Annotated in this window: 21 protein-coding genes and 1 pseudogene; 12 read left to right on the top strand and 10 right to left on the bottom strand. The window is 72.8% G+C overall.

The window, feature by feature from the left end; all coding sequences use genetic code 11:
• Positions 1-49: 49 nt before the first annotated feature.
• The 3 genes from ACH5AF_RS08415 to ACH5AF_RS08405 all read left to right on the top strand — a co-directional run bounded on the left by ACH5AF_RS08415 (position 50) and on the right by ACH5AF_RS08405 (position 4,406).
• Positions 50-856, top strand: coding sequence for a polysaccharide deacetylase family protein (locus ACH5AF_RS08415; protein ID WP_398900710.1), 807 nt, complete (start codon positions 50-52; stop codon positions 854-856).
• Positions 857-980: 124 nt separating this feature from the next.
• Positions 981-3,941, top strand: coding sequence for a BTAD domain-containing putative transcriptional regulator (locus tag ACH5AF_RS08410; protein ID WP_398900709.1), 2,961 nt, complete (start codon positions 981-983; stop codon positions 3,939-3,941).
• A 183-nt stretch (positions 3,942-4,124) separates the two neighbouring features.
• On the top strand, positions 4,125-4,406 hold the full coding sequence (locus ACH5AF_RS08405) for a hypothetical protein (RefSeq protein ID WP_398900708.1): 282 nt from the start codon (positions 4,125-4,127) through the stop codon (positions 4,404-4,406).
• 175 nt (positions 4,407-4,581) lie between these two features.
• Here ACH5AF_RS08405 and ACH5AF_RS08400 read toward each other — a convergent pair whose 3' ends face one another.
• Positions 4,582-6,168, bottom strand: a complete 1,587-nt coding sequence (locus ACH5AF_RS08400; RefSeq protein ID WP_398900707.1) for a FadD3 family acyl-CoA ligase — start codon at positions 6,166-6,168, stop codon at positions 4,582-4,584.
• 60 nt (positions 6,169-6,228) lie between these two features.
• On the opposite strand from ACH5AF_RS08400, the gene ACH5AF_RS08395 reads away from it, so the two are divergent.
• Genes ACH5AF_RS08395 through ACH5AF_RS08385 form a run of 3 tightly spaced genes read left to right on the top strand, consistent with a single transcriptional unit; the run spans position 6,229 to position 8,589 of the window.
• Complete coding sequence (locus ACH5AF_RS08395; RefSeq protein ID WP_398900706.1) at positions 6,229-7,377, top strand: lipid-transfer protein; 1,149 nt, start codon at positions 6,229-6,231, stop codon at positions 7,375-7,377.
• A gap of 1 nt (position 7,378) precedes the next feature.
• The gene (locus ACH5AF_RS08390) at positions 7,379-7,801 is read left to right on the top strand and encodes a Zn-ribbon domain-containing OB-fold protein (protein WP_398900705.1); all 423 of its coding nucleotides are present in this window, start codon (positions 7,379-7,381) and stop codon (positions 7,799-7,801) included.
• Complete coding sequence (locus ACH5AF_RS08385) at positions 7,798-8,589, top strand: enoyl-CoA hydratase/isomerase family protein (RefSeq protein ID WP_398900704.1); 792 nt, start codon at positions 7,798-7,800, stop codon at positions 8,587-8,589. Before ACH5AF_RS08390 ends, ACH5AF_RS08385 begins: the two co-directional genes overlap by 4 nt.
• 64 nt (positions 8,590-8,653) lie before the next feature.
• On the opposite strand, the gene ACH5AF_RS08380 is transcribed toward ACH5AF_RS08385, so the two are convergent.
• The 4 genes and pseudogenes from ACH5AF_RS08380 to ACH5AF_RS08365 all read right to left on the bottom strand — a co-directional run.
• Positions 8,654-9,142, bottom strand: a complete 489-nt coding sequence (locus tag ACH5AF_RS08380; RefSeq protein ID WP_398900703.1) for a hypothetical protein — start codon at positions 9,140-9,142, stop codon at positions 8,654-8,656.
• Positions 9,143-9,253: 111 nt separating this feature from the next.
• Positions 9,254-9,853, bottom strand: coding sequence for a hypothetical protein (locus ACH5AF_RS08375; RefSeq protein WP_398900702.1), 600 nt, complete (start codon positions 9,851-9,853; stop codon positions 9,254-9,256).
• Between the two features lie 765 nt (positions 9,854-10,618).
• Positions 10,619-13,009 (bottom strand): PQQ-binding-like beta-propeller repeat protein, encoded by a 2,391-nt coding sequence (locus tag ACH5AF_RS08370; protein WP_398900701.1) that lies wholly within the window; start codon positions 13,007-13,009, stop codon positions 10,619-10,621.
• A 761-nt stretch (positions 13,010-13,770) separates the two neighbouring features.
• A pseudogene (locus ACH5AF_RS08365) lies at positions 13,771-14,571 on the bottom strand (VOC family protein); the annotation flags it as partial.
• Between the two features lie 255 nt (positions 14,572-14,826).
• Between ACH5AF_RS08365 and ACH5AF_RS08360 the strand changes: the two are divergent.
• Positions 14,827-15,474 (top strand): TetR family transcriptional regulator, encoded by a 648-nt coding sequence (locus ACH5AF_RS08360; RefSeq protein ID WP_398900700.1) that lies wholly within the window; start codon positions 14,827-14,829, stop codon positions 15,472-15,474.
• 97 nt (positions 15,475-15,571) lie between these two features.
• On the opposite strand, the gene ACH5AF_RS08355 is transcribed toward ACH5AF_RS08360, so the two are convergent.
• Together ACH5AF_RS08355 and ACH5AF_RS08350 are read right to left on the bottom strand one after the other, a co-directional pair.
• Entirely contained in the window at positions 15,572-16,786 is a 1,215-nt protein-coding gene (locus ACH5AF_RS08355; RefSeq protein ID WP_398900699.1) for an acyl-CoA dehydrogenase family protein, read from the bottom strand.
• A gap of 87 nt (positions 16,787-16,873) precedes the next feature.
• On the bottom strand, positions 16,874-17,257 hold the full coding sequence (locus ACH5AF_RS08350; protein ID WP_398900698.1) for a DUF1801 domain-containing protein: 384 nt from the start codon (positions 17,255-17,257) through the stop codon (positions 16,874-16,876).
• Between the two features lie 33 nt (positions 17,258-17,290).
• Between ACH5AF_RS08350 and ACH5AF_RS08345 the strand changes: the two genes are divergently transcribed.
• The gene (locus ACH5AF_RS08345) at positions 17,291-18,499 is read left to right on the top strand and encodes a thiolase C-terminal domain-containing protein (protein WP_398900697.1); all 1,209 of its coding nucleotides are present in this window, start codon (positions 17,291-17,293) and stop codon (positions 18,497-18,499) included.
• Between the two features lie 124 nt (positions 18,500-18,623).
• Here ACH5AF_RS08345 and ACH5AF_RS08340 read toward each other — a convergent pair whose 3' ends face one another.
• Positions 18,624-19,205, bottom strand: coding sequence for a TetR/AcrR family transcriptional regulator (locus ACH5AF_RS08340; RefSeq protein ID WP_398900696.1), 582 nt, complete (start codon positions 19,203-19,205; stop codon positions 18,624-18,626).
• A gap of 73 nt (positions 19,206-19,278) precedes the next feature.
• Here ACH5AF_RS08340 and ACH5AF_RS08335 point away from each other — a divergent pair, with 73 nt between their 5' ends.
• Positions 19,279-20,031: a pyridoxal 5'-phosphate synthase gene (locus ACH5AF_RS08335; RefSeq protein WP_398900695.1), complete on the top strand. Its 753-nt coding sequence runs from the start codon at positions 19,279-19,281 to the stop codon at positions 20,029-20,031.
• 55 nt (positions 20,032-20,086) lie between these two features.
• On the opposite strand, the gene ACH5AF_RS08330 is transcribed toward ACH5AF_RS08335, so the two are convergent.
• Positions 20,087-20,482 carry a Zn-ribbon domain-containing OB-fold protein gene (locus ACH5AF_RS08330; RefSeq protein ID WP_398900694.1) on the bottom strand — a complete coding sequence of 132 codons (396 nt, stop codon included), beginning with the start codon at positions 20,480-20,482 and terminating at the stop codon, positions 20,087-20,089.
• Positions 20,479-20,931: a DoxX family membrane protein gene (locus ACH5AF_RS08325; RefSeq protein WP_398900693.1), complete on the bottom strand. Its 453-nt coding sequence runs from the start codon at positions 20,929-20,931 to the stop codon at positions 20,479-20,481. The genes ACH5AF_RS08330 and ACH5AF_RS08325 overlap by 4 nt, the downstream gene beginning before the upstream one ends.
• Before the next feature lie 152 nt (positions 20,932-21,083).
• Between ACH5AF_RS08325 and ACH5AF_RS08320 the strand changes: the two genes are divergently transcribed.
• From ACH5AF_RS08320 to ACH5AF_RS08310, 3 genes are all read left to right on the top strand, one after another.
• Positions 21,084-22,271, top strand: a complete 1,188-nt coding sequence (locus tag ACH5AF_RS08320) for a flavin-containing monooxygenase (RefSeq protein WP_398900692.1) — start codon at positions 21,084-21,086, stop codon at positions 22,269-22,271.
• Positions 22,272-22,747: 476 nt separating this feature from the next.
• Positions 22,748-24,979, top strand: coding sequence for an acetate--CoA ligase family protein (locus ACH5AF_RS08315; protein WP_398900691.1), 2,232 nt, complete (start codon positions 22,748-22,750; stop codon positions 24,977-24,979).
• Positions 24,976-25,767 (top strand): enoyl-CoA hydratase/isomerase family protein, encoded by a 792-nt coding sequence (locus ACH5AF_RS08310; RefSeq protein ID WP_398900690.1) that lies wholly within the window; start codon positions 24,976-24,978, stop codon positions 25,765-25,767. The genes ACH5AF_RS08315 and ACH5AF_RS08310 overlap by 4 nt, the downstream gene beginning before the upstream one ends.
• Positions 25,768-25,798: the final 31 nt, after the last annotated feature.

The following is a 25,798-nucleotide window of genomic DNA, read 5'->3' as shown; positions in this document are numbered from 1 at the left end:
AGCGGCACACCGCCGCACGCCGCGACCACCAGCCAGGGGGAACCTCGCCATGCCCGTCAAGACGCACATACGCAGGCCGCGGGTTGTCTCCGCGCTCGCCGCCGTCTCACTCGCCCTCGTCCTCGGCGGCTGCTCGATGGACACCACCGCACCGGCCGACGCCCGCGCGGACGCCCGCGCGGGCGGCTCGCAGGGCTCCACGTCAGGAGGCGGCAGCGGCAAGGGCGTCGGGGCCAGGCCGGCGGTGGACTGCGAGAAGGCCAAGTGCATCGCCCTGACCTTCGACGCGGGACCCGGCAAGGACACTCCGCGGCTGCTGGACATCCTCAAGAAGGAGAAGGTCCACGCCACCTTCTTCCTCCTCGGCAAGAACCACGTGCTCAAGCACCCGGACGTGGTACGCCGCCTCGCCGCCGAGGGCCACGAGGTCGCCAACCACACATGGACCCACCGGCGGCTCGACGAGCTCAGCAAGGACGAGATACGCGACGAACTGGGCCGCACCCAGGACGCCATAGCCGACATCACCGGCACCAAGCCCACACTGATGCGCCCGCCCCAGGGCCGTGTCAACGACGACGTCACCGCCGTCAGCAAGGAGCTCGGCCTCTCCCAGATCCTGTGGAGCGCCACCGCCAAGGACTACTCGACCACCGACTCCGCGCTCATCGAGAAGCGCATCCTCGACCAGGCCGGACGGGACGGCATCATCCTGCTCCACGACATCTACGACGGAACCGTCCCCGCCGTCCCCGGCATCATCGCCGAGCTGAAGAAGCGCGGTTACACCTTCGTCACGGTCCCCGAACTGCTCGCACCCGCCGAGCCGGAGCCCGGAACGGTCTATCGTCCCTGATCAGGGTTGGGACGAGGCTCACACGGGCAGGCGGGAGACGGACGTGCCCCGCTGCTGACGGGGCCGCCCCCTTCAGGGCAGACTGTCGAGGGCGATTTCCGGCAGTACGGGCAGGGGGCAGCCAATGGACCGTGACAGCGGGCCACGCGTACCGAATCAGCGCGCTCCGCTGCACGGCGGCGGCGCGGACGACGCGGCCCAGCTTCACTTCAGCGTGCTCGGACCGGTACGGGTCAGGCGTGGCGCCCAGACCCTGCCGCCCGGCTCGCCGCAGCAACGCGCCCTGTTGGCAGCGCTGTTGCTGCGTGAGGGACGGACCGCGACGGCGGCCCAGCTGATCGACGCGATCTGGGGCGAGGAACCGCCCTCGCAGGCGCTCGCCGCCGTCCGTACGTATGCCTCCCGGCTGCGCAAGTCCCTGCCTCCCGACGCGCTGGTGAGCGAGTCCGGGGGCTACGCCCTGCGGGTCGGGCGCGACGCGCTCGACCTCGCCGTGGCGCAGGAACTCGCCGTGGAGGCGGACAAGGCACGTGCCGGCGGCGACCGTTGCCAGGCACGGGCACTGATCAACAAGTCGCTCGGCCTGTGGGACGGCGAACCGCTGGCCAACGTCCCCGGGCCGTACGCGGAGAACCAGCGCGCCCGGCTGGAGGAGTGGCGTCTGCAACTGCTGGAGACCCGCCTCGACCTGGACCTGGAGGTCGGCTGCCACGCCGAGGCCGTCTCGGAGCTGACCGCACTCACCGCCGCGCACCCGCTGCGCGAGCGCCTGCGGGAGCTGCTGATGCTCGCGCTGTACCGCAGCGGCCGCCAGGCGGAGGCGCTGGCCGTCTACGCCGACACCCGGCGCCTGCTCGCCGACGAACTGGGCGTCGACCCGCGGCCCGAGCTGGCGCGTCTCCAGCAGCGCATCCTGGAGGCGGACGCGGAGCTGGCCGGCCCGGTCGAGGAGCCGTCGCCCGTTCCGCAGGTCACACGGCCCGCGCAACTGCCCGCGACCGTGTCGGACTTCACTGGGCGGGCCTCCCTCGTGCGGGAGCTGGGCGGCCAACTGGCCACTGCCGAGGGGTCGGTGATGGCCGTTTCCGCCCTTGCCGGCATCGGGGGCGTGGGCAAGACGACACTGGCGGTGCACGTCGCCCACCAGGCGCGCAAGCATTTCCCGGACGGGCAGCTGTACGTGGACCTCCAGGGCGCGGGGAACAGGGCCGCCGAACCGGAGACGGTGCTCGGCGCGTTCCTGCGCGCGCTGGGCACAGCGGACTCCGCGATCCCGGACACGCTGGACGAGCGGGCCGCGCTGTACCGCTCGGCGCTGGACGGACGCCGGGTGCTGGTCCTGCTGGACAACGCGCGCGACGCTGCCCAGATCCGGCCCCTCCTGCCCGGCACGGCCGGGTGCGCGGCGCTGATCACCAGCCGGGTGCGCATGGTGGACCTCGCGGGCGCGCACCTGGTCGACCTGGACGTGATGTCGCCGGAGGAAGCGCTCCAGCTCTTCACCCGGATCGTGGGTGAGGAGCGGGTGCGTGCGGAGCGGGAGGCGGCGCTGGACGTCGTGGCGGCGTGCGGGTTCCTGCCGCTGGCCATCCGTATCGCGGCGTCCCGCCTCGCCGCGCGCCGCACCTGGACCGTCTCCGTCCTTGCGGCCAAGCTCGCGGACGAGCGCCGCAGGCTGGACGAACTCCAAGCGGGCGACCTGGCGGTGAAGGCCACGTTCGAGCTGGGCTACGGACAGCTGGAGCCGGCCCAGGCCCGCGCCTTCCGCCTGCTGGGCCTCGCGGACGGCCCCGACATCTCGCTCGCCGCGGCCGCGGCCGTACTGGACCTGCCGCTGCACGATGCGGAGGACCTGCTGGAGGCGCTGGTCGACACGTCCCTGCTGGAGTCCGCGGCACCGGGGCGGTACCGGTACCACGACCTTGTGCGGCTCTACGCGCGTGCATGCGCCGAGAGGGACGAGCAGCCCCCCGCGGAGCGGGAAGCGGCGCTGTCGCGGCTGCTCGACTTCTACCTGGGGACGGCGGCGCGAGTGTTCGCCATCGAGCGCCCGGGTGACCGGTTGGTGGACCACCTGGAGCCGACCGGGGACGCGGGGCTGTCCTTCACGGACCGGCAGGATGCTCAGGACTGGCTCTATGCCGAGGCGCACTGCCTTCTGGCATGCGCTCGCCAGGCATCCAGCGGCACGCATCTCCGCCGGGCGGTGGATCTGCTCTGGGCGGCGCAGAATCTCGCGGAGTCCGGGGCCAACGCCAAGGTGTACGAATCCGTGGCCTTCGCCGCCGTGGAGGCCGCCCGGGCAGCGGGGGACACACGCACCGAAGGCCGCGCCCGGACGTCGGTCACCAATGTGCACCTGGTGGCGGGACGTTACGCGGAGGCCGATGAGGCGGCGGCGCAGGCCGCCGCCCTCGCCGAGTCCGCGCAGGACCCGGCCCCCATCTACTGGTCCGACAACGACCGGGGCATCATCGCCTTCAACCAGGGGCGCCACGCGGAGGCCGAAGAGCATCTGCGCAGGGCGATGGAAGGCTCGCGCGCCGACGGCAACCTGCCCGGCGAAGCCAGCGCCCTGTGCAACCTCTCGCGCATCCACGTCGTCATGGGCCGAACGCAGGAGGGCATCGCACTCGCTCAGGAGGGCGTTGCCATCTACGACCGGATAGGGCATCCCCTCCGGCTGGCCAACGCCCGTTTCGCGCTCGGCATCGCGCTCACCCGGGCCGGCCGCCACGCCGAGGCGCTGAAACAGCTCAACGAGGCACTGGACCGGTTCGAGACCAACAGGCAGCGCCTGTGGGAGGGCACCACGCACTTCCGTATCGCCGAGGCCCACCTCTCTGCCAGCCGTCCCGCCCAGGCGGCGCAGTACGCCGAACAGGCCCTCGCCATCGGATGCATCGGCGGCGACCGCACCCGCGGCAATGTGCTGATCACGCTCGGAAGGGCACTCGACGCACTCGGCCAGGCCGACCGGGCACGCGCGTGCTGGCGCGAGGCGCTCTCCTTGCACGAACAGTCGGGAGCGGCGGAGGCCGAGGAGGTCCGGCGGTTGCTGGCCCCTCCGCTCAGCGCCGTCTGAGCGGGCCCGGCCAGGGCGTTCATCGATTGTTTATGCTCGTCCGACATTCTCAATTGCGTTCGGTCCGTCGCGTCGGGGGGCAGGCGGACCAGCACCTGGCCTTCTGTCCGGCAGCCCTCGGGGGAGCTTCCGGGCGGAAGGCCGCCTTCGGACATGTCGGTCTATCCCAACGGGGGACGAAACATGAGCAACACCGAGAAGAACGACGAGCAGATCACCACGCTGGGCGACCACCACTCGCCCGTTCCACCGGCAGACGGCACCATCACGACGCTCGGTGACCACCACTCGCCGGTCCCGCCCGCCGACGGCGGCATCACCACGCTGGGCGACCACCACTCGCCCGTTCCGCCGGCAGACGGCGCCATCACGACGCTCGGTGACCACCACTCGCCGGTCCCGCCCGCCGACGGCGGCATCACGACCATGGGCGACCACCACTCACCGGCGCCTCCACAGATCTGACCGAAGGCCACTACGACGGGGAACGGCCGCGGCGGCGCGGAGGGGGAGCCGCCGCGGCCGTGGCATGTGCGGGGGCGTCCGCCGTCGACGCCCACATGCCCGCCCTGAGGCACGCCTCCTGGACGAAGTCGGTCAAGACCGGGAGCCTGTCGGGCCCTCCTGACCACGCAGCCCGTCAGCGCCCCACCCGTCGCGCCCGTTCCCGCAGCTCGCCCTTCACCACCTTCCCGCTCGCGTTGCGCGGCAGTTCCGGGACGAACTCCACCTGCCGCGGAACCTTGTAGTTCGCCATCTCCCGGCGTGACCAGGCGATCAGGTCGTCCGCCGTCAGCGTCGCGCCGGGGCGGCGGACCGCGTACGCCTTGCCGACCTCGCCGAGGCGGGCGTCGGGGACGCCGATGACCGCGACGTCGGCGATGTCGGGGTGCAGGCCGAGCAGTTGCTCGATCTCGGCCGGGTAGGCGTTGAAGCCGCCGACGATGTACATGTCCTTGATCCGGTCCGTGATGCGCAGGTTGCCCGCGGGATCGAGGAAGCCCACGTCTCCCGTGCGGAGCCAGCCGTCCGGGGTGATGGCGCGGGACGTCCCGACCGGGTCCTCGAAGTAGCCGCGCATCACGTTGTGCCCGCGCACCAGGACCTCACCCGGCTCGCCCGGGGCGGCCGCGACGCGGATCTCCGTGCCCGGGATCGCGCGGCCCGAGGTCGTGGCGATCACCGACGGGTCGTCGCCGCGGCGGCACATCGTGACGATGCCGCTCGCCTCCGACAGGCCGTAGGCGGTGAGGACGGTCTCGATGCCTAGTTCGCCTCGGAGGCGTTCCACGAGGCGGAGGGGGACGACGGCCGCGCCGGTGACGACGAGGCGGAGGGCGGACAGGTCGTACTTCTCCCGGGCGGGATGGTCGAGCAGTGACTGGTGCAGGGCCGGCGGTCCGGGCAGGACCGAGATCCGTTCGGCGGCGATGTTGGCGAGGACCGTGTCCGCGGTGAAGACGGGCTGGGGCACCATCGTCGCGCCGCGAGTGAGGCAGGCGATGATGCCCGCCTTGTAGCCGAAGGTGTGGAAGAACGGGTTCACGATCAGGTAGCGGTCGCCCTCACGCAGGCCGGCGAGGTCGCTCCACAGGTCGTAGCAGCGCAGGGTCTGGGCGTGGGTGATGACCGCGCCCTTGGGGCGGCCGGTGGTGCCCGAGGTGTAGATGATGTCGGAGGGGTCGGTGGGAGTGAGGGTGGCCGCGCGGGCGCGGACCTCGGCACCGGCCACCGCGTCGCCGCCGGCCAGGAAGTCCTTCCAGGTGCGGTAGCGGGGATCGTCCGGCGCGCTGTCGGCGAACACCACGATCTGTTCCAGCGCGGGCAGTTCGACGTCCGCGCGCCGCAGGGAGGCGACGTAGGAGGTGCCGAGGAAGGTGCCGGTGACGAGCAGGAGACGGGCGCCGGAGCGCTGGAGCACGCCGGCGGCCTCCCTGCCCTTGAAGCGGGTGTTGAGCGGTACGAGGACGGCGCCCGCGGTGACCGCGCCGAGAGCGGAGACGATCCAGTCGAGGGTGTTGGGTGCCCAGATGGCGAGCCGGTCCCCCTTGGTGACGCCCGCGGCCATGCAGGCGGCGGCCGCGCGTTCGACGCGCTCGCCCAGCTCGGCGTACGGGATCCGGCTGCGTCCCTCGACGACCGCCTCCCGCTGTCCGTACCGCTCGGCGGCCGCACGCACCAGCTCAGGGACGGTTCGCCACTCCACGTCGTCCTGTCGCCGCTCCATCGCACGCCCCTCCCGGTCGATTTGCTGACGGTACGTCAGATTAGCTGTACGCTCCTCCGCATGGCGACCCTCAAGGACCGGGCAGTCATCGCCGGCATCGGACAGACCGACTTCGCCAAGCGCCTTCCCGATTCGGAGAAGACCCTGGCCTGCCGGGCGGTGCTCGCCGCCCTCGACGACGCGGGCATCGCGCCCTCCGAGGTCGACGCCTTCGCCTCGTACACGATGGAGGAGACGGACGAGGTCGAGGTGGCGAAGGCCATCGGCGCCGGGGACGTCACCTTCTTCAGCCGGGTGGGCTTCGGCGGCGGCGGCTCCTGCGCCACCGTCGCCCATCTCGCCGCCGCGATCGCCACCGGTCAGGCGAGCGTCGGCGTGGCCTGGCGGTCACGCAAGCGTGGCAGCGGTCCCCGGCCCTGGAAGAACACCGCAGCGCAGCTGCCGACCCCCGCCCAGTGGACGCGCCCCTTCGGACTGCTGCGCCCCGCCGACGAGATCGGCATGCTCGCCCGCCGCTACATGCACCTGTACGGCGCGACCCGCGACCACTTCTTCAACGTCGCCCTCGCCTGCCGCAATCGGGCCAACCAGAACCCGGCCGCGATCATGTACGACCGGCCGCTGACCCGCGAGATGTACATGACGGCCCGGTGGATCAGCGAACCCCTGTGCCTGTTCGACAACTGCCTGGAGACGGACGGGGCCCTGGCCTGCGTCGTCGTCGGCGCCGAGCGCGCACACGACTGCCGGCGCCGACCGGTGTACGTCCACTCCGTCGCCCAGGGCCTGCCCGCCCAGCACCACGGGATGGTCAACTACTGGAACGACGACCCGCTCACCGGACCGGCCTGGACCGCGGCCCGACAGCTGTGGAAACAGGCGGACTTCTGCCCAGGCGACATCGATGTGGCCCAGATCTACGACGCGTTCACGCCGCTGATACCCCTGTCGTTGGAGGGCTACGGCTTCTGCGGGCGGGGAGAGGGCGCGGCGTTCACCGAGGGCGGTGCGCTGGAGATCGGGGGCAGACTGCCGGTCAACACCGCTGGCGGCGGGCTGAGCGAGGCGTACGTGCACGGCTTCAACCTGATCAACGAGGGTGTGAAGCAGCTGCGGGGCACATCGACCGCACAGGTGGCGGGCGCGGCGACGTGCCTGGTCACGGCGGGCGAGGGCGTGCCCACATCGGCCCTTCTGCTGAGGAGTTGAGATGCTCGCACCGGTGGTCGACGACGACGGCGCCCGCTTCTGGGAGTACGCCGCCCGCGGGGAGCTGCGCGTCCAGTCCTGCGCCCGCCCCACCTGCGGCGAGCTGCGCTTCCCGCCCCGCCCGTGCTGCCCGCACTGCGGCTCCTTCGACAGCGAGTGGCGCCCGGTGTCCGGCCGCGGCCGGATCTGGTCCTACGTGGTCCCCCACCCGCCGCTCCTGCCCGACTACGCCGACCAGGCCCCGTACAACGTGGTCCTCGTCGAGCTCTGCGACGCGCCCCGCGTCCGCCTCGTCGGCAACGTCGTCGCCTCACCGGACGCGCGGCTGGACTCCGTGGACCCGGGGCGGCTGCGCGTCGGGGCCGCCGTCAGGGTGGCGTTCGACCACACGGGCGTCCCCCGCTGGCTGCTGGAGCGGGCGTGAGCGTCCGGGCGGAGACGGACCGGGACACGGGGGTGGCGCTCGTGACTCTCGACCGCCCCGCGAAGCACCATGCGATCGATCTCGCCATGGCCGGTGAACTGGCTGCTGTCTGGCAGCGGTTCCGCTTCGACGACACGGTGCGCGCGGCGGTCGTGACGGGCGCGGGGACCGCGGCGTTCTGCACCGGCATCGACCGCACGGCAGAGGTGCCGCAGCCCTCGTCCCCGTACTCCGTGGACGACCCGCTGCTGCGGATCGGCCCGAAGGCCAACGACCTGTGGAAACCGGTCGTCGCCGCGGTGGAGGGCATGGCCTGCGGCGGGGCGTTCTACCTGCTCGGCGAGAGCGAGTTCGTGGTGGCGTCGCGGCAGGCGACGTTCTTCGATCCGCATACGACGTACGGGATGGTCAGCGCGTACGAGTCGGCGTACACGGCACTGCTCATGCCGCCGGGCGAGGCGGCGCGGATGGCGCTGATGGGCACGGCGGAGCGGCTGTCGGCCCGGCGCGCGTACGAGACCGGGCTGGTCTCGGAGCTCACCGAGCCGGGCGGGGCCGTGGCGGCGGCGCTGCGGGCCGCCGCGGTGATCGCCTCGTACCCGACCGACGCGGTGCAGGGGACCGTGCGCGCGCTGTGGGCGGCGACGGAGTCCGCACGTGCGAGGGCGCTGGCCCTCGCCCCGCACCTGGTCGTGCTCGGGAACCTGCCGCCGGAGCGGCAGGCCGAGCTCTTCACGGAGGGGCGGGGCAGGGGCGAGCGGGGCAAGGGCGGCTTCACGCTGCGCTGAGGGAGCCCGGTTCAGCGGCCCCGCTCAACGGACCAGTTCAGCAGCCGGGCTCGGCGGACCTGGTTCAGCTGCGGGAGGCGCGGGAGACCTCGCACTTGGTGTACTCGGAGCCGTCGCCGGAGCCGGTGTACGGGGTGGTGAGCACGGCGCTCTCGGAAGCGCCCGCGGCGACCGCGATCGCCGTCTTCGTCGCGGAGGCCGGGACGACGGAGCCGCCCGTGGCGCCGACGAACTTCATGGTGACGTCGTAGTCGTAGTCCAGCGCGCCACTGTTCGTGACGGTGATCCTCGCCGTGAGGTTCTTGGTGGCGGGGTCGTACTTGCACTCGTCGATGGTGACGTCGCGCGCGGCCTTGTCGGCGCTGGAGCCGCCGCCGGGCAGCGAACCGCCGCCGGTGCTGCTGGAGCTGTCGTCGTCGCGGTGGCCGCTGCCGCCGGAGCTGCTGGAGCTGCTGTGGTTGTCGCAGCCGCCGCCGCTGGAACCGCGGGCCCCGGTGAGGGCGACGAGCGCGATTCCGAAGACGGCGAGCGCGCGGACATGACGGATCTTCACGTTTCAACCCCCGTTGAAAGTTTCGGCAGATGGGCTCGTTGACGAGCGCACGTCACCCTAGCAGCGCGCGGAGCATCCCTCGTCCCACCGCATCCGCCGCGGACGACGGCCTCAGCGCTCGTCCTGCCGTGGAGGCGCGGGAAGCGTCGGCGGACCGTCCCTGCCGTGCCCGTCGTCGTCAGAGCCGCGCCGGTAGGAGCTGTTGCCACGGTAGGGAACGGGTCCGGTGGCGTCGGGTCCGTACGGTCCCCAGTCCTCCTGAGGAGGGGCGTGGACCTCCTCCTCGTGCGCCTCCGCGCGCCGACGGCCGCTCATGACGACGGCGGCGACGAGCAGCAGGACGCCGCCTCCCGCGGCGAGTGCGGCGCCCATGCCGAGTCCGGGTCCGTCGCCGCCGACGGTCAGGCTGCCGGCCGCCTGACCCTGGCGGACCATCCACAGGAGGGTGAAGCCGAGCACGATCAGGCCGGACAGGGCGACGAGCAGGCGGGAGCGCAGGAGGACGCCGAGCAGCGTGATGAGCGCGGCGAAGGCGAGCGGCAGCAGGATCGACGAGACAAGCGGGCCGTCGGTGCCGCTGATGCCGTTGAAGAGGTCCTGGACGCGGTAGTCGCGTCCGTGACGGCCGTCGTACCAGTCACGGAAGGGGCTCCATACGGCGGCCGTCGCTCCTGCGAGAGCGAGGACCGACCCGATGACGTTGCGGATCATCGCCGGCCTCCTTGTGTCAGCCGCTCCGGTCATGACCGCTCCCGGTCATGACGCTACGCCCGCCGCGAGTACCCCGCCATGCGGCACCCATACGCCCCAGGGCCCGTGGAGCGGACGCGGAGGCGCGGCGTCCGCGATGCGGCGCAAAGCGCATGGAGGCGCGGCGTCCGCGATGCGGCGCAGGCCACGGATACGGGGCTGTGCTTACGGCCCCGGCCGGTGACGGGCGCGCCGCAGGCCGCACGTCCCGAACACGCGGGCCACGGCTCCGGGCGCGCCCGGAGCCGTCCTGCGGAGGCGCTGGGAGTGTCCGCACTATCGCCGTCCGCTTTGCATCCAGGAGCACGTCCGGCAGGTCGAGTCGGGGCACCATCGCCGCGCATCGCTCAACGCGGTTGTTCACTCAGTCTGCAGGGCTCGAGACGAACGGCGCGATCATCACCTTCCAGCAGGCCGTCGCCGGAATCCCGGACGGCCGCACCGACGTGGGAGGAGCGGCCATCACGGCTCTCGAACAGGGCCGTCTCAGGTCCGCGTTCCCGCCGGGGATGCTGGACGCCGATGTTCAGCGGCGCGACAAGTCGCCTGCTGGGCAACGAACTGCCAGCCGAACACCTTCGCACGCTGATCCCCGCCGCACCATCGCCGCGAACACTTCAGGGGCGAACTCCTCCAACCGCACCCGACACGAAGCAAGTTCCCCAGCCTCATACGCCCAGAGAACTACCAGGCACCCAACGTGACAAGGCAGCTGACAAAGCACTACTAGCGAGTGGCGCGGCCCGTCGCCGTCCCCTTTACCGCGTCGAGTGCGTAGACGCAGCGGTCCTTGCTGCACGCGTACACGACGCCGTTCTGGGCGACCGGCGACCCGGTGATCTCGCCGCCGGTGGCCAGCTTCCAACGGAGTTGGCCACCGCTCGCGTCCAGGGTGTACAGCACATGATCGGCCGAGCCGAAGTGCACACGGCCGTCCGCGACGACCGGCGTGCCGACGACCTCGCCACCTGCCGCGAACCGCCACATCGGTGTCCCGGTGACGGCGTCGAGGGTGTAGAGCGCGCTGCCGCTGCCGACGTGGATGTTGCCGGCCGCGACGAGCACGGGCTCGATGGACTGGCGGGGCTCGGTGGCGATGCGCCAGCGGTCCTTGCCGGTGGTGGCGTCCAGCGCGTACACCGTGCCGAGGTAGTCGGCCAGGTACACGCCGCCGCCGGTAACGGCGGGCCCGGGCGCGAACGCCGGCGGGGAGAGGAAGACGGCGGGCGCCTCGAAGTGCCAGCGCACCAGGCCGGAGGTGACGTCGATGGCGAGGACCCGCGTGCCGGCGGAGACGTAGACGTAGCCGTCGGGCGCCGGCTGTACGCGCACGGGCACATTGCCGCACGACGCGGCGTCGCCCACCGGGTACGACCAGCGCTCGTCGCCGGTACGGGCCTCCAGGGCGCGCAGCCGGGCGTCCTTCCACACGTACACGGTGTCGCCGAAGATCGCGGGCCCCGCCTCGGGGGTCTCGAAGTCGGTCTGGGCCCCGGTGGTCTCCCACAGCTTCTCGCCGTTGGACGCCTCCCACGCCTGGACGCCGCCGCCGCGGGTGCCGGTGAGCACGGTGCCGCGGTCGGCCTTCAGCGAGTACACCCAGGCGTCGGTCTGCAGCCGCCAGCGTTCGCCGCCGCTCGCGGCGTCGAGCGCGTACAGCGTGGGCCCGTCGGAGGCATGGATACGGCCCCCCGCCACGGCCATGGACCAGGCGACGTCACGGGTCTTGAACTGGCGGCGGCCGGTGCCGACGTCGAGTGCGTGGACCTCGAAAGAGGTGACGTACAGCAGGTCGCCGGAGACGACGGGCGTCCCCCACACATCGTTCGACATGCGAAAACGCCAGGGACGCCAGTGCCCGGGCCCCGCCTCCTGCGGCGGCGCGGGCGCGGGCACCGGTGCGGGTACGGCGCTGGTCGCGGCCTCGGCACCGTTCAGCCCGCCGGGCGGGCGGATCCAGCCCGTGGCGGGGCCCGCGTCGGCGACCGGCGCGTGTCCGGCGCCGACCGCGCGCAGGCCCGGTCCGATGGGCACGGCGGCGCCGGCCAGCCGTACGGGTCCGCCGCCGGAGTGGGCGGGGACGTGGCCGGAGCGCGGGTCGCCGGCGCCGTGCCAGGCCGGTTCGCGATCGGGTGCGGGCGGTGCCGGGGGCGGCGGTGGCGCCTGGTGGACGGGGGCGGGACGGGAGGGCTCGGCCGGGCGGGCGACGGGGGCTGGAACGCGGCCGCCGCCGCGGCGGGCCTCGATCATCGCGGTGGCACGGCCGGGCAGCCACGCGGAGGCCGTGCCGCTGTCGTCGCCGCCGGAGGAGAACAGATGCGGGGCGAGCTGGGCCTGAAGATCCTCGGGCGTGGGCCGCCGGGCCGCTTCCATCTGCATGCAGGAGTCGATCAGCGAGCGCAGCTCGTCCGGCAGGCCCTCCAGGTCAGGCCCTTCGCGCAGCAGCATGAAGACGGTCTCGACCGGGTTCGCACCGTGGAAGGGGGCGTGGCCCGTGGCGGCGAAGACGAGGGTGGAGCCGAGGGAGAACACGTCGCTGGCACCCGTGACGCTGCGCGAGTCGCGGGCCTGCTCGGGCGACATGTAGGCAGGCGTGCCGACGGCGACGTTTGTCATGGTCAGGCGGGTGTTGGAGACGCCGGACGCGATACCGAAGTCGATGACGCGGGGGCCGTCCTCGACGACGAGCACGTTGGAGGGCTTGAGGTCGCGGTGGACCAGGCCCGCACCGTGGATGGACTGGAGGGCCTCGGCGATGCCCGCGGCGAGCCAGCGCACCGCCTGGGCGGGCAGCGGACCGCACTCGTTGACGATCTCCTCGAGCGAGGGCGCGGGTACGTAGGCGGTGGCGAGCCACGGCACGGCGGCGCGCGGGTCGGCGTCGACGACGGCGGCCGTGTAGAAGCCGCTGACCGCGCGGGCGGCCTCCACCTCGCGCGTGAAGCGGACGCGGAACAGCTGGTCCTCGGCGAGCTCGGTACGCACGGTCTTGATCGCGACCCGGCGGCCGGACGCCGACCGGGCGAGATAGACCAGTCCCATGCCGCCGGCACCGAGCCGGCCCAGCACCTCGAACGGACCGATCCGTCTCGGGTCGTGCTGCGTCAGCTGCTCCATACTTGCGTGCCACCTCCCCGTACGGGCTCCGTCGAAAGGGAGCCCGTCATCTACAGCCCCGTGCAGGGTCTCACCATTGAGCCCGTCTGCGGTGAGCACCCTGATTCTTCCTGTCCGGGGCGGCGGTTGCGAACCCGGGGGCGGATCGGGGTGTCTCACCCCGTTTCGGACACGTCGGCGGGCGCGTCGGCCCGCACTCAGTGCGGACGCGGACCGGCCGCCCCGGGTTGCTGCTCACCGTCCAGCGGCGGAACGACGACGGGCTGCCTCGTTCAGGCGCCGTTCGCCCTGCCCCCGCTCCCGGCGGACGGCCCGGCCCCACCGGGCGTGCCGGGCCCGCCGCCGGGCTCCGGCTCGACCCGTTCCCCAGAGGCACGCCCGGAATCGTCGGGTTCCGGCTCCGGCTCCGGCTTCTCGTGAGTGGACCGTGCTTCCGGGGCAGGCACCGGCCCCGGCCCGGGCTTGGAGGTCGGTCGCGGCTCGGGAGCCGACCGCGCCTGTGTCTCCGGCTCGGAAGCGGGCCCCGCCCCGGCCTCGGGGGCCTCCGGCCCCGGTTCGTCACCGGCCCGCCGGGGAGCCGGTCCCCGGGCACGGCCGAACTCGGCCTCGGGGTGCAGCTCGGGGTCGAGCCGCGGTCCGGGGTCGATGCCCGGCTCCGGCGCGGGGCGGGCCAGCGGCCCTTCGCCCTGCCCGGGCACCGGTGGCCCCTCCGGCGCGCCCGCCCCCGTCCCGGCGGACGCCGGGCCCGGCGCCTTCCGTGCCGCCCTGGCCTCCGCCAGCACCGCGAAGGTCGCGCCCTGGTCGTCGGTGAGGACCGCGACCCGGCCGTACGGGATGTCGAACGACGCCGTCCGCACCCGGCCGCCGAGCCGGGCCACGGTCTCGGCCGCCGCGTCGCAGTCCTCGACGCAGAAGTAGACGAGGAAGTGGCCGGGCATCTCCGCCGGAAGGGAATCGGTGATCACGCTGCGTCCGCCGACGGCGGTGGCCTCGCCAGGTTCCGTGCCCGCGGGAGACCACATGCGGAAGTCGCTGGAGGCGATGCCGGGCAGGTCGGTGCCCTGGAGGCCGAAGACTCCTTCGTAGAAGGCGTCGACGCGCTCCTTGTCGCGCGTGTAGACCTCCGTCCAGCAGAAAGAGCCGGGCTCGCCCTGCTTCTCGAAGCCTGTGCGCTCCCCCGCCTGCCACAGCCCGAAGACGGCGCCGCCCGGGTCCGCCACGACCGCGGCCGTGCCCGCCGGGCCCACCGGCAGCGGGTCGTTGATCACCTGGCCGCCGGCCGCGGTGATGCGGCGGGCGCACGCGGCGGCGTCCGGGGTGGCCAGGTACACGCCCCAGACCGTGGGCATGCGGCCGTCGCGCTTGGGGGTGAGGGCGGCGACGAGGCGGCCGTCGCTGTAGGCGTCGGCGTACCGGCCGCGGGAGCCGCCGCCGGGGAGTGGGGCACCGCCGCCCTCGGCGAAGGTCCAGCCGAAGAGCTCGCCGTAGAAGCGCTTGCCGGCCTCGACGTCGGGAAGGGAAGCGTCCACCCAGCAGGGCGTGCCCTCGGTGAATACGGCCATGGACGTGATTCCTTCCGTGTGGTGCCCGTCACATCAAGCTAACGTCGCGGGACGCGGGGCGCGCGGAATGAAATCGAACAAACGACCAGATGGTGGGACTTCGAAGGCGGCTGGTGACCGTGCGCGACGAGCCGCCTCGGTGAGTTGTCCACCGAAGTTATCCACAGGCTGTTGATAACACTATTGCCGTCGCGCCCCCACCCCATTTGCAGTCGGCCGAATCGCGCGCCGATCACCCCTCGGTAAGCTGACGGCATGACAGGACAAGTACGCACCGTCGACGGCCGCGTGGCCGGACGACGCGGTCAGGCGACGCGGCAGAAGCTGCTCGACTGCCTCAGCGAGATGCTCAGCTCCTCGCCGTACCGGGACGTCAAGGTCATCGACGTGGCCCGGAAAGCGGGCACTTCACCCGCGACGTTCTACCAGTACTTCCCCGACGTGGAGGGCGCCGTCCTCGAGATCGCCGAGGAAATGGCCAAGGAAGGCGCTTCGTTGACCGAGCTGGTCTCCGGGCGCTCCTGGGTCGGCAAGGCGGGCTGGCAGACCGCGGAGCAACTGGTCGAGGGTTTCCTGGACTTCTGGCGCCGCAACGACGCGATCCTGCGCGTCGTCGATCTCGGCGCGGCGGAGGGCGACAAGCGGTTCTACAAGATCCGCATGAAGATCCTCAACTCCGTCACCAACTCCCTCACCGAAGCGGTGCAGGAGCTGAAGTCCAAGGGCAAGGTCGACAAGGACGTGAGTCCCGCCGCCATGGCCGGATCGCTCGTGGCCATGCTCGCCGCGGTCGCCTCGCACCAGAAGGGCTTCACCACCTGGGGGGTGAAGCAGGCCGAACTGAAGCCGAATCTCGCGCTGTTGGTGCACCTGGGCATCACCGGCAAGAAGCCGACGAAGTAGCGCACCCCAACAGCACCCGAAGTCCTGTCACGCCGACGGCGGTCACCCATGAGGTGACCGCCGTCGTTCGTTTTCCCCGCCCCGCGCACACCGGCAGTCAGGCGACGGGCTCCTCGGCGGCCCGCGGCGCGGACCGCCCGAAGAGTCCGGCCCGTTCGGCGGCGGCCTCGCGCAGCCGGTGGACCGGGCCGAACAGCAGCTCGTCGGCCGCGGCCCGCTTGAGGTACAGATGGGCCTCGTGCTCCCAGGTGAAGCCGATACCGCCGTGCAGCTGCACGGCCTCGCCCGCCACCGCGCGCAGCGACTGGAGGCACTGAGCGAGCGCGAGCGGAGCCGCCGCGAGTTCACGGGCCGCGTGGTACGCCGCCGAGCGGGCCGCCTGGACATGCACATACGCGTCGGCCAGTCGGTGCTTGACCGCCTGGAACGAGCCGATCGGCCTCCCGAACTGCTCGCGCGTCGTGACGTGGGCGACGGTCCGCTCCAGCGCGCTCGCGGCAGCGCCCGCCGCCTCGGCCGCCAGCAGCACCGCCGCCTGCCTGCCGACCGCCGGGAGCGCGTCCGCCACTGCGGCGCCGTCGTCCCGGCCGAGCAGCTCGGCCGCGCAGTCGCGCAGTTCGATACGCGCCTGGGGCCGGGTCTCGTCGAGCGTCGCCCGCCGGGTCCGGGTCGCACCGGCCGCCTCCGGGTGCACCAGGAACAGCAGCGTACGGCTCCGGGGGAAGCCGCCCGTGTGCGCGCCGACCAGCAGCAGGCCGGCGCTGTGGCCGTCCAGGACCTGGTCGGCCTCCCCGTACAGCAGCCAGCTTCCGTCGCCCGCGGGCCGAGCCTGGACGCCTCCAGCGCGCCCTCCCCCCGCCCATGAGCCGCCTGGGGCACCGCCCGGAGTCCCGCCGCAGGTCAGGGCGAGTGCGGTGGTGAGGGCCGTGCCCGGTACGGCGAAGGAGCAGGTCAGCGAACCGTCCGCGATGCGCGGCAGAAGCCGTTGACGCTGGCCGGGGGTTCCGAGGGCGGTGATCAGCGGCGCCGCGAGCCCGGCGGTGGCCAGCAGCGGGGACGGAAGCAGCACCCGGCCGGTCTCCTCGCAGGCGAGGGCGAGTTCGGTGAGCGTGCAGCCCGTGCCGCCGTACGCGGTGGGCAGCGCGAGGCCCGGCAGGCCGATGCCGCCGGCGAGCTGCGCCCACAGCTCGGTGTCGTATCCGGCCACGGTGAGGACGGCGGACCGGACGTCCCCGGGGGTGGCTCGTTTGGCGAGCAGGTCGCGCAGGGTGCGGCGGATGTCGTCCTGCTCGGCGGTGAAGGCGGCGTCCATCCGGCGGGCTCCTTCCACGGACCTGATCTGACGGGGCGTCATATTAGGTCCGCCACCGCGAGATTCCCAGGGGCTGGAGCCGTGCGGTCAGCGGCCCGTGCCGGGCGCCGCGCCTGGCGCCGCGGCGGTGGCGCGCAGCAGGTCCCGCACGAGGCCGAAGTCGATCCGCTCCATACGCCGAAAGCGCAGGCAGCCCCCGCCCATGTCCTGCCCGGCCAGCCGGGCATCGAAGGCCTCGCGGACGTCCGGGCGCATCAGATGGAAGGACACGTACTGCCTCTGCACGGCGAAGGCGATCTCCGGCTCCGCGCCCGGCCGGCGATAGGCGGGCATGCCGTACGCCATGACCTCCTCGTAGCCCGTCAGCTCCAGCCGGCACAGCTCCCGGATGCGGACGAGTGCGGTGAGCCGGTCCGGGTCCGCCACCTCCTCCAGGTAGGCGTCGACGGCCGCGGCACTGCTCGAGACCATACGGGTCACCCTTTCTGATGTACCGTCAGATACATGCCTTCCACTCCGAGCACGGTACGCAGCGCACCCCCGCGCATCCGCACACCGCGCAAGGTCGCCGTCGTCGGCACGGCACTCTCGGACTGCGGCCGTGTCGACGGTCCCACTCCCTACACCCTGCACGCCCAGGCCGCCCGGCGCGCGCTCGCCGACTCCGGCCTCGACCGGTCCGTCGTCGACGGCCTGTGCTCGGCCGGCCTGGGCGCGCTCGCCCCGATCGGCGTCGCGGAGTACCTGGGCCTGCGCCCCACCTGGGTGGACTCCACGGCCGTCGGCGGCGCCACCTGGGAGGTCATGGCCGCGCACGCGGCCGACGCGATCGCCGCGGGGCACGCGAACGCGGTCCTCCTCGTGTACGGATCCACCGCCCGCGCCGACATCAGGGCCGGGCGCCGCACCTCCGACCTCTCCTTCGGCGCACGCGGCCCGCTGCAGTTCGAGGTGCCGTACGGGCACACGCTGGTCGCCAAGTACGCGATGGCCGCCCGCCGCCATATGCACCAGTACGGCACGACCCTGGAACAGCTCGCCGAGGTCGCCGTCCAGGCCCGGGCGAACGCCGCCGCGAACCCCGACGCCATGTTCCGCGAGCCGATCACCGTGGACGACGTACTGGACGGGCCGCTGATCGCGGACCCGTTCACCAAGCTGCACTGCTGCATCCGCAGCGACGGCGGCTGCGCGGTCCTGCTGGCCGCGGCGGAGTACGTACCGGACACCACGAAGGAGCCGGTGTGGATCCTCGGCACCGGCGAGCACGTCTCGCACACCACGATGTCGGAGTGGGACGACTTCACCGTCTCGCCCGCGGCCGTCAGCGGCCGGCTCGCCTTCGAGCGGGCCGGGGTGCGGCCCGACGAGATCGACATCGCCGAGATCTACGACGCCTTCACGTACATGACGCTGGTGACCCTGGAGGACCTGGGCTTCTGCGCGAAGGGCGAGGGCGGCGCGTTCGTCGGGAAGGGCCGGCTGCTGCGGGACGGGGAGCTGCCGGTGAACACGGACGGCGGTGGGCTCTCGGCGTGCCACCCGGGGATGCGCGGCCTGTTCCTGCTGGTGGAGGCGGCCCGCCAACTGCGTGGCGAGGCGGGTGCGCACCAGGTGCGCCGCGCGGACGGCGGCCTGCCGAGCCTGGCGGTGGCGTCGGGGACGGGCGGGTGGTTCTGCTCGTCGGGGACGGTGGTGCTGGGGCGCGAGTGACGCCCCCCGGCGGCGGGCCGCGGGGCGGCGGTGACGGTCCGCGGAGCGGCCATCTCGGACTCCCGGGCCGCAGGTCCCGCGCGCCGGGCCGCCCGGCCGTAGCGGAATGCCCGGCCGCAGGGGGCTACGCCCCGTCCTCCGGCAGCACCCGTCGCACCAGCTCCTCCACCAGATCCCCCGCCTCCTGCTCCGGGAAGACGTCCGGCAGGGTGAGGCGCTCCACCACCAGCCAGTTCGCCGCGAGGTAGATCATCTTCACGGCGGCCGCATCGCCCGGCAGGCCCGCCGCCAGGTGGGCCTCGACGTTGTGCGCGACGTCCTCGCCCACCCGCGCTGTGAGCACCGCGCGCAGTTCGGGCCGGCGGGTCGCCTCCAAGCGCAGTTCGAGCAGGGCCAGGTAGCCCGTGCGGAAGGCGGTGACGCGTTCGACCACCTCGCGCACCAGTTGCGCCGTGCGGGCGCGGGTCGCCGGGCCCGTGGCCATGGCCCGCATGGTGTCCTCGTCCGGGCGCAACCGTTCGTAGATACGGGCTCCGGCCTGGTTGAGCAGGTCGTCGCGGTTGGCGAAGTAGTTGGAGGCCGTCCCCTTGGGGACCTCCGCCTCCGCGTCGACGGCGCGGAACGTCAAACCGCGCGCCCCCTCGCGGGCCAGGACCTCGATCGCGGCGTCGACGAGCGCCGCGCGCCGGGCCAGGTTCTGCCTCATCCGTACTCCTCGGTCACCGACACGGAACCACTCCAAGCGTAGTGACACTTGCCCCTGCCTGTTGAATGAGCCCATGAGCGACGACCAGGCCACCCCGGGCACCACCGACCGAGCCACGGACCGGGCGACCGACCGGGCCACGGACCAGGCGACCGACCGGGCCGGCGAGCAGGAGGCGTTCCGGGCCCTTCTGCGTGCGCAGCGGGTGTGGGACGTGCCGTCCCTGCCCTCGTTCGACCCGGACGCGGCGCCGGCGACGCCGCTGGAGCTGTTCCACCGGTGGTTCGCGGAGGCCGTCGAGGCCGGGCAGAGCGAGCCGCACACCATGACGCTGGCGACCGTGGACGAGGCGGGGCGCCCGGATCTGCGGACGCTGATGCTGCACGACGCCGACGAGCGCGGCTGGCACTTCGCCTCGCACTCCACCAGCGCGAAGGGCCGTCAGCTGGCCGCCCGCCCGGAGGCCGCGCTCGGTTTCTACTGGCCGGCGCAGGCGCGCCAGATCAGGGTGCGCGGCCCGGTCGTCACCGGTTCCGCCACGGAAGGGCTGGCGGACCTCCATGCCCGTTCGACGGGGGCGCTCGCGGCGGCGCTGACCGGGCGCCAGAGCGAACCGCTGTCCTCGCAGGCCGCATTGGCCGAGGCGTCGCAGGCGGCCTGGGAGCGGGCGCGGACGGAGCCGGAAGCACCCGTGCCGACGTGGACGCTGTACGTACTCCGGCCCTTCGAGGTCGAGTTCTTCCAGGGCGACGCCCGGCGCAGGCACGTACGGCTGCGGTACCGGCACACGGCGAGCGGCTGGGGGCGAGAGATGCTCTGGCCCTGAGCGTCAGGCCGGGTGGAAGGTCGTGAGCGTGAGGCCGGGAGTGTTGCCGTGAGCGTCAGGCCGGGCGGAAGACCGGGACCGTGACACCGTCCTCCCCCGTGCGGAACGCGACGACCAGACACATTCCGACGGCGAGGTCCGCCGCCGCGCAGTCGACGACCTGGGTCATCATCCGCGGCCCTTCGGCCAGTTCCACGAGGGCGGCCGTGTACGGGACGCGGTCGTCGAACGGCGGCAGGTCGTTGCGATGGACGACGGACCAGGTGTAGAGCGTGGCCCGCCCGTCGGCCCGCTCCCAGCCGACGTCCTCGCTCCAGCAGTGCGGGCAGAACTCGCGCGGGTAGTGGTGCGCCATGCCGCAGTCGTGGCAGCGGCGGATCAGCAGGCCGCCGTCCGCGGCCGCCTCCCAGAAGGGACGGGTGAAGTCGTCGACGGCGGGAGTGGCGGTCACGGGAGGAGTCCGATCGCGTGGTCGAGGGACCAGGTCTGCCAGGACATGGTGAAGAGGGCGACGACGGAGATGAGCGCCATCATGGCGTTCTGCCCCTGTTCCGCCCAGTCGTGGATCATCAGCGCGAGATACAGCAGATTGAGCAGGAGCCCGCCGGCGAGGGCGACAGGCGTGAGGAAGCCGGCGATCAGGCCGAGGCCGAGGGCGAGTTCTGCGTACACGACGAGGTACGCCATCAGTCTGGGGCGTGGGGCGACGACCCTCTCGAAGCCGGTGCGCACCCCCTGCCAGCGGTGCTCCCGCGCGACCCCGGCAGCCCATGCGATGCCGGTGCCGCGCTCGAACCAGCCCTTCCTGTCCTTGTGGCGCCAGCTCTCCAGCCACCACAGACCGAGGCCGATGCGCAGGACGGCGACCCATTCGGCACCCGTGAGCCAGACGGTCCGCATGGCCGTTCCCCTCTCCCATGGAATCTGACGCCACGTCAGTTCAGCGGATGCAACCGGCCTGCGCAAGAGGTTCACAGGCGTGACCGAGTCGCAACCGAACGAGCTCTTGACTGAGACCCATCAAGAAAGCGGAGGATCTACGCTCACCGTTCATGGCCGACGAAACAGGCAGGATCAAGGGCATCGACCGCACGGACGACCGGCCCGTCTACATCGTCGGCGGCGGCCCGGGCGGTCTCGCCGTGGCGGCGGCGCTGCGCGGACGGGGCGTACGGGCCGTGGTACTGGAGAAGTCCGGTTCCGTCGGCGCGTCCTGGCGCGGGCACTACGACCGCCTGCACCTGAACACCACACGCACCCTGTCCGGGCTGCCGGGCCTCGCGATGCCGCGCTCGTTCGGGCGCTGGGTCGCGCGCGACGACCTGATCCGCTATCTGGACACGTACGCCGAGCACCACGAGCTCGAGATCGTCACGGGCGTCGAGGTGTCCCGGATCGAGCGGGCGGGCGCGCACTGGCTGCTGCGGGCGAGCGGGGGCCGAGAGCTCACGGGCCGCGCGGTCGTGGTCGCCACCGGGTACAACCACACGCCGCACATACCCGAGTGGCCCGGCGCGGACGGATACGGCGACGGGCTGGTCCACGCCTCGCGGTACCGCAACGCCGTGCCCTACACGGGCAAGGACGTCCTGGTCGTGGGCGCGGGCAACACCGGGGCGGAGATCGCGGTCGACCTGGCGGAGGGCGGCGCGGCACGGGTCCTCCTCGCGATCCGCACGGTCCCGCACATCGTGCGCCGCTCCACGGCGGGCTGGCCGGCGCAGCGCACGGGCATCCTCGTGCGCCACCTGCCCGTACGGCTGGTGGACCTGGGGGCTGGGCTGCTGTGCCGGCTGATCGTGCCCGACCTCGCCGGAAAGGGGCTGCCGCGCCCGGACACGGGCCTGTACTCACGGGCGCGGGACGGCGCGGTCCCGGTCCAGGACGTGGGCCTGATCGACGCGGTCCGCTCCGGCCGGATAGAGGTGGTCGCGGCGGTGGAGTCGTTCGACGGCCCGAAGGTGGTCCTCGCGGACGGCACCCGGTTGGCACCGGAAGCGGTGATCGCCGCGACGGGCTACCGCCGCGGCCTGGAGGACCTGGTCGGCCACCTCGGCGTATTGGACGTCACCGGCCGCCCCCTGGTGCGGGGCGGACGGTGCCCGGCGGGGGCGCCGGGCCTGTACTTCACGGGCTTCACCAACCCGATCGGCGGGATGCTGCGAGAGCTGTCGAAGGACGCGGTCCGGATCGCGCGATCGGTTCCCCGAGCCCGGTCTCGGGCACCACGGGCCGGCTGACCGTTCCTATGGACTGAGCGGGAGCGAGTCCTGTTGCCAGGACCCGTCTCGGCCGAACGTCCCGAACGGTGTTGGGCGTTCTGGTCGCCCGCGTTCACCCCTGTCCGGGCGGCGCGCATCGTGTGCGTGGTCCGGAATACGGGGCGGGGTTCCTCACGCCCGAGGGCTCCCGGTCGGGCCTGGACGGTCCGATGCCCACGACGATCACTCCGGTCGTCGTGGGGCGGTGCCGTCCGTCGCCGGATCGGATGCCCTTGGGCACGCCTTCCGATCGCCACGGCGGCAGCGTCGCGGCGTGTGGTGTTGCGGGTGGTGCTGGTCAGGGGTTTCTGCCAGTGCTGGGCGCCCCACGTGCGCCCGCCGCACACTTTGCCCGCAGTACGGGTTCCTGACGTTATGTCAGTTCGCTAATCTGACTCTGCGTCAGTTAACGGGCCGACCCGGCCCGGTCCGTCGAGCGGGAGCGGGGACCAGCGATGCTCGGATCAACTCACGGCACCCTCACCTCCGACCTCCGGGCACGCGTCGTCGCCTGCGGCGAGCAGACGTCGGACGCGGTCCACGAGACGGCTTCCGTCACCGCGTCGGCCGGGGAACTGGACGTCAGCGGGCGGCCGTTGTATGCGCCCGTGCCGAATCTCGACCGGTTCTTCCGGCCCTCCTCCGTCGCCGTGGTCGGTGCGTCCGACACCGAGGGCCGCCCGGGCACCGGCATCACCCGGCAGCTCGTCGCCTGGTCCGAGCGCGTCGGGGCGCGGCTGCACCCCGTGCACCCGTCCCGCGCCCGCGTCTTCGGGCGGGACTGTGTGCGCTCCGTGCGCGACCTGTCCGGACCGGTCGACCTGGCCGTCCTGCTGGTCTCCGACCCGCTCCCCGTGATCGGGGAGCTGGCCGAGGCCAAGGTGCGGTTCGCGGTGGCCTTCGCGTCCGGCTACGCGGAGACCGGCCCTGAGGGCGCGGCCGCACAGGCGCGGCTCGCGGCGGCCGTCGAGCGCGCCGGCATCCGGCTGCTCGGTCCCAACACCAACCTCAACGCCTTCGAGCACTTCCGCGACGACCTCCAGGGGCCGGCGATCGCGCTGGTCACCCAGTCCGGGCACCAGGGCCGGCCGGTGTTCGCCCTGCAGGAGCTGGGCGTGCGCCTCTCGCACTGGGCGCCGACGGGGAACGAGGCGGATCTGGAGAGCGCGGACTTCATCTCGTACTTCGCCGAGCGGCCCGAGACCGGGGCCGTCGCGTGCTACCTGGAAGGGCTGAAGGACGGGCGCTCCTTCCTGCTCGCCGCCGACCGCGCGGCGCGCCGCAAGGTCCCCGTCGTCGTGGTCAAGGTCGGCCGGACCGAGACCGGGGCGCGTACGGCCGCCTCCCACACCGGCAAACTCACCGGGACGGACACGGTGGTGGACGCGGCGATGCGCCAGTACGGCGTGATCCGCGTCGACGGCCTCGACGAACTCCAGGACACCGCCGCCCTGCTGGCGCGCGCCCGGCCCCCGGTCGCCGACGGGGTCGCCGTGTACGCGATCTCCGGCGGCACGGGCGCGCACTTCGCGGATCTGGCGACCGCCGCGGGTCTGGACGTCCCGCGGCTGTCCGAGGCCCGGCAGGCGGAGCTGCACCAGTGGATACCGCCGTATCTGAACGTGGCGAACCCGATCGACAACGGCGGCCACCCGGTCGGGGACGCGCGCGGCCGCGAGATCATCGACGCGATCCTCGCGGACCCCTCGATCGGAGTGCTGATCTGCCCGATCACAGGCCCGTTCCCGCCGATGAGCGACCGGCTCGCGCAGGACCTGGTGGACGCGGCCGAGCACACCGACAAACTCGTGTGCGTGGTCTGGGGGTCGCCGGTGGGCACGGAACCCGCGTACCGCGAGACGCTGCTCGGGTCCTCGCGGGTGGCGACGTTCCGTACGTTCGCCAACTGCATCACCGCCGTACGGGCCCACCTGACGCACCACCGCTTCACCGCCGGCTACGTATCACCCTTCGACACGGCGCCGCGCACCCCGTCCCCGTCCTTCCGCAGGGCGCAGGCGCTGATACGGCCGGGCGAGCAGCTGAGCGAGCACGCGGCGAAGCAGCTGCTGCGGGCGTACGGGATCCGGGTGCCGCGCGAGCAGCTGGTGACGAGCGCGGCCGCGGCGGTGCGGGCGGCGGGCCTGGTCGGCTACCCGGTGGTGATGAAGGCGTCGGCGCCGCGCCTGGCGCACAAGACCGAGCTGGGCCTGGTCAGGATCGGCCTGACCTCGGCGAGTCAGGTACGTGACGCCTATCGGGAACTGACCGACATCGCACGCTACGAGGGCATCGAACTCGACGGCGTCCTGGTGTGCCAGATGGTCGAACGGGGCGTGGAGATGGTCGTGGGCGTCGCCCAGGACCCGCTGTTCGGGCCTACGGTGACGGCGGGGCTGGGGGGTGTGCTGGTCGAGGTGCTGAACGACGTGGCGGTGCGTGTGCCCCCGTTCGGCGAGGACCAGGCCCGCGCGATGCTCGCCGAACTGCGCGGCCGTGCGCTGCTGGAAGGGGTGCGGGGCGGGCCGCCCGTCGATGTGGACGCGCTGGTGGAGGTGGTGCTGCGGGTGCAGCGGATGGCCATGGAACTGGGCGATGTGCTCGGCGAGCTGGACATCAATCCGCTGATGGTGCTGCCGCGGGGGCAGGGCGCGGTGGCGCTGGACGCGCTGGCGGTGTGCCGATGACGACGTCCGACGTCCTGCACGCGGCCGCCGGGGGCGTCTGCTGGATCACGCTGAACCGCCCGGAAGCGATGAACGCGGTGACGTGGGAGCAGCGGGAGCGGATCATCGGCCTGCTGGGCGCGGCGTCGGAGGACCCGGCGGTGCGCGCGGTGGTCCTGACGGCCACGGGGAAGGGCTTCTGCGCGGGGGCGGACCTGCGCGGCTCCCCATCCGCGGACGAGCGGCTGCCCGGTGACGTCGCCCGGATGATCCGGCTCGGGGCGCAGCGCCTGATCGGGGCGGTACTGGACTGCGAGAAGCCGGTGCTGGCGGCGGTGAACGGCACGGCGGCGGGCATCGGCGCACATCTCGCCTTCGCCTGCGACCTGGTGCTGGCATCGCAGGAGGCACGCTTCGTCGAGGTGTTCGTACGGCGGGGCCTGGTCCCGGACGGAGGCGGGGCGTATCTTCTGCCGCGCCTGATCGGCCCGCAGCGCACCAAGGAGCTGATGTTCTTCGGCGACGCACTCCCGGCCCCCGAAGCGGAACGCCTCGGCCTGGTGAACCGGGTGGTCGCGCCGGACGCCCTGGAGAATACGGCCCGCACATGGGCCGGACGCCTGGCATCGGGCCCGACGCGGGCCTTGGCGCTGACGAAGCAGCTGGTGAACGCCTCCCTGGACACGGACCGTTCGACGTCGTTCGCGGCGGAGGCGTGGGCCCAGGAGATCACCATGACGACCCGGGACGCGACGGAGGGCGTGACCAGCTTCGTCGAACGCCGAGCGGCGGGGTTCGAGGGGCGGTAGGGGTGAGAGGGACGGTAGGTACCGTCCTCGA

This window comes from Streptomyces sp. NPDC018833, assembly GCF_044390825.1.
In the GTDB taxonomy this organism is placed as follows: domain Bacteria; phylum Actinomycetota; class Actinomycetes; order Streptomycetales; family Streptomycetaceae; genus Streptomyces.
Note: the sequence above shows the minus strand (reverse complement) of the source record. Positions and strands in the feature narration are given on the sequence as shown.

Bases quoted from the DNA above. Each gene is read 5' to 3' on its own strand.
- ACH5AF_RS08405 (WP_398900708.1), top strand. From the start codon at position 4,125: ATGAGCAACACCGAGAAGAACGACGAGCAGATCACCACGCTGGGCGAC.
- ACH5AF_RS08415 (WP_398900710.1), top strand. From the start codon at position 50: ATGCCCGTCAAGACGCACATACGCAGGCCGCGGGTTGTCTCCGCGCTC.
- ACH5AF_RS08395 (WP_398900706.1), top strand. From the start codon at position 6,229: ATGGCGACCCTCAAGGACCGGGCAGTCATCGCCGGCATCGGACAGACC.
- ACH5AF_RS08345 (WP_398900697.1), top strand. From the start codon at position 17,291: ATGCCTTCCACTCCGAGCACGGTACGCAGCGCACCCCCGCGCATCCGC.
- ACH5AF_RS08390 (WP_398900705.1), top strand. From the start codon at position 7,379: ATGCTCGCACCGGTGGTCGACGACGACGGCGCCCGCTTCTGGGAGTAC.
- ACH5AF_RS08335 (WP_398900695.1), top strand. From the start codon at position 19,279: ATGAGCGACGACCAGGCCACCCCGGGCACCACCGACCGAGCCACGGAC.
- ACH5AF_RS08400 (WP_398900707.1), bottom strand. From the start codon at position 6,168: ATGGAGCGGCGACAGGACGACGTGGAGTGGCGAACCGTCCCTGAGCTG.
- ACH5AF_RS08315 (WP_398900691.1), top strand. From the start codon at position 22,748: ATGCTCGGATCAACTCACGGCACCCTCACCTCCGACCTCCGGGCACGC.
- ACH5AF_RS08360 (WP_398900700.1), top strand. From the start codon at position 14,827: ATGACAGGACAAGTACGCACCGTCGACGGCCGCGTGGCCGGACGACGC.
- ACH5AF_RS08355 (WP_398900699.1), bottom strand. From the start codon at position 16,786: ATGGACGCCGCCTTCACCGCCGAGCAGGACGACATCCGCCGCACCCTG.
- ACH5AF_RS08370 (WP_398900701.1), bottom strand. From the start codon at position 13,009: ATGGAGCAGCTGACGCAGCACGACCCGAGACGGATCGGTCCGTTCGAG.
- ACH5AF_RS08350 (WP_398900698.1), bottom strand. From the start codon at position 17,257: ATGGTCTCGAGCAGTGCCGCGGCCGTCGACGCCTACCTGGAGGAGGTG.
- ACH5AF_RS08340 (WP_398900696.1), bottom strand. From the start codon at position 19,205: ATGAGGCAGAACCTGGCCCGGCGCGCGGCGCTCGTCGACGCCGCGATC.
- ACH5AF_RS08320 (WP_398900692.1), top strand. From the start codon at position 21,084: ATGGCCGACGAAACAGGCAGGATCAAGGGCATCGACCGCACGGACGAC.
- ACH5AF_RS08410 (WP_398900709.1), top strand. From the start codon at position 981: ATGGACCGTGACAGCGGGCCACGCGTACCGAATCAGCGCGCTCCGCTG.
- ACH5AF_RS08375 (WP_398900702.1), bottom strand. From the start codon at position 9,853: ATGATCCGCAACGTCATCGGGTCGGTCCTCGCTCTCGCAGGAGCGACG.
- ACH5AF_RS08310 (WP_398900690.1), top strand. From the start codon at position 24,976: ATGACGACGTCCGACGTCCTGCACGCGGCCGCCGGGGGCGTCTGCTGG.
- ACH5AF_RS08325 (WP_398900693.1), bottom strand. From the start codon at position 20,931: ATGCGGACCGTCTGGCTCACGGGTGCCGAATGGGTCGCCGTCCTGCGC.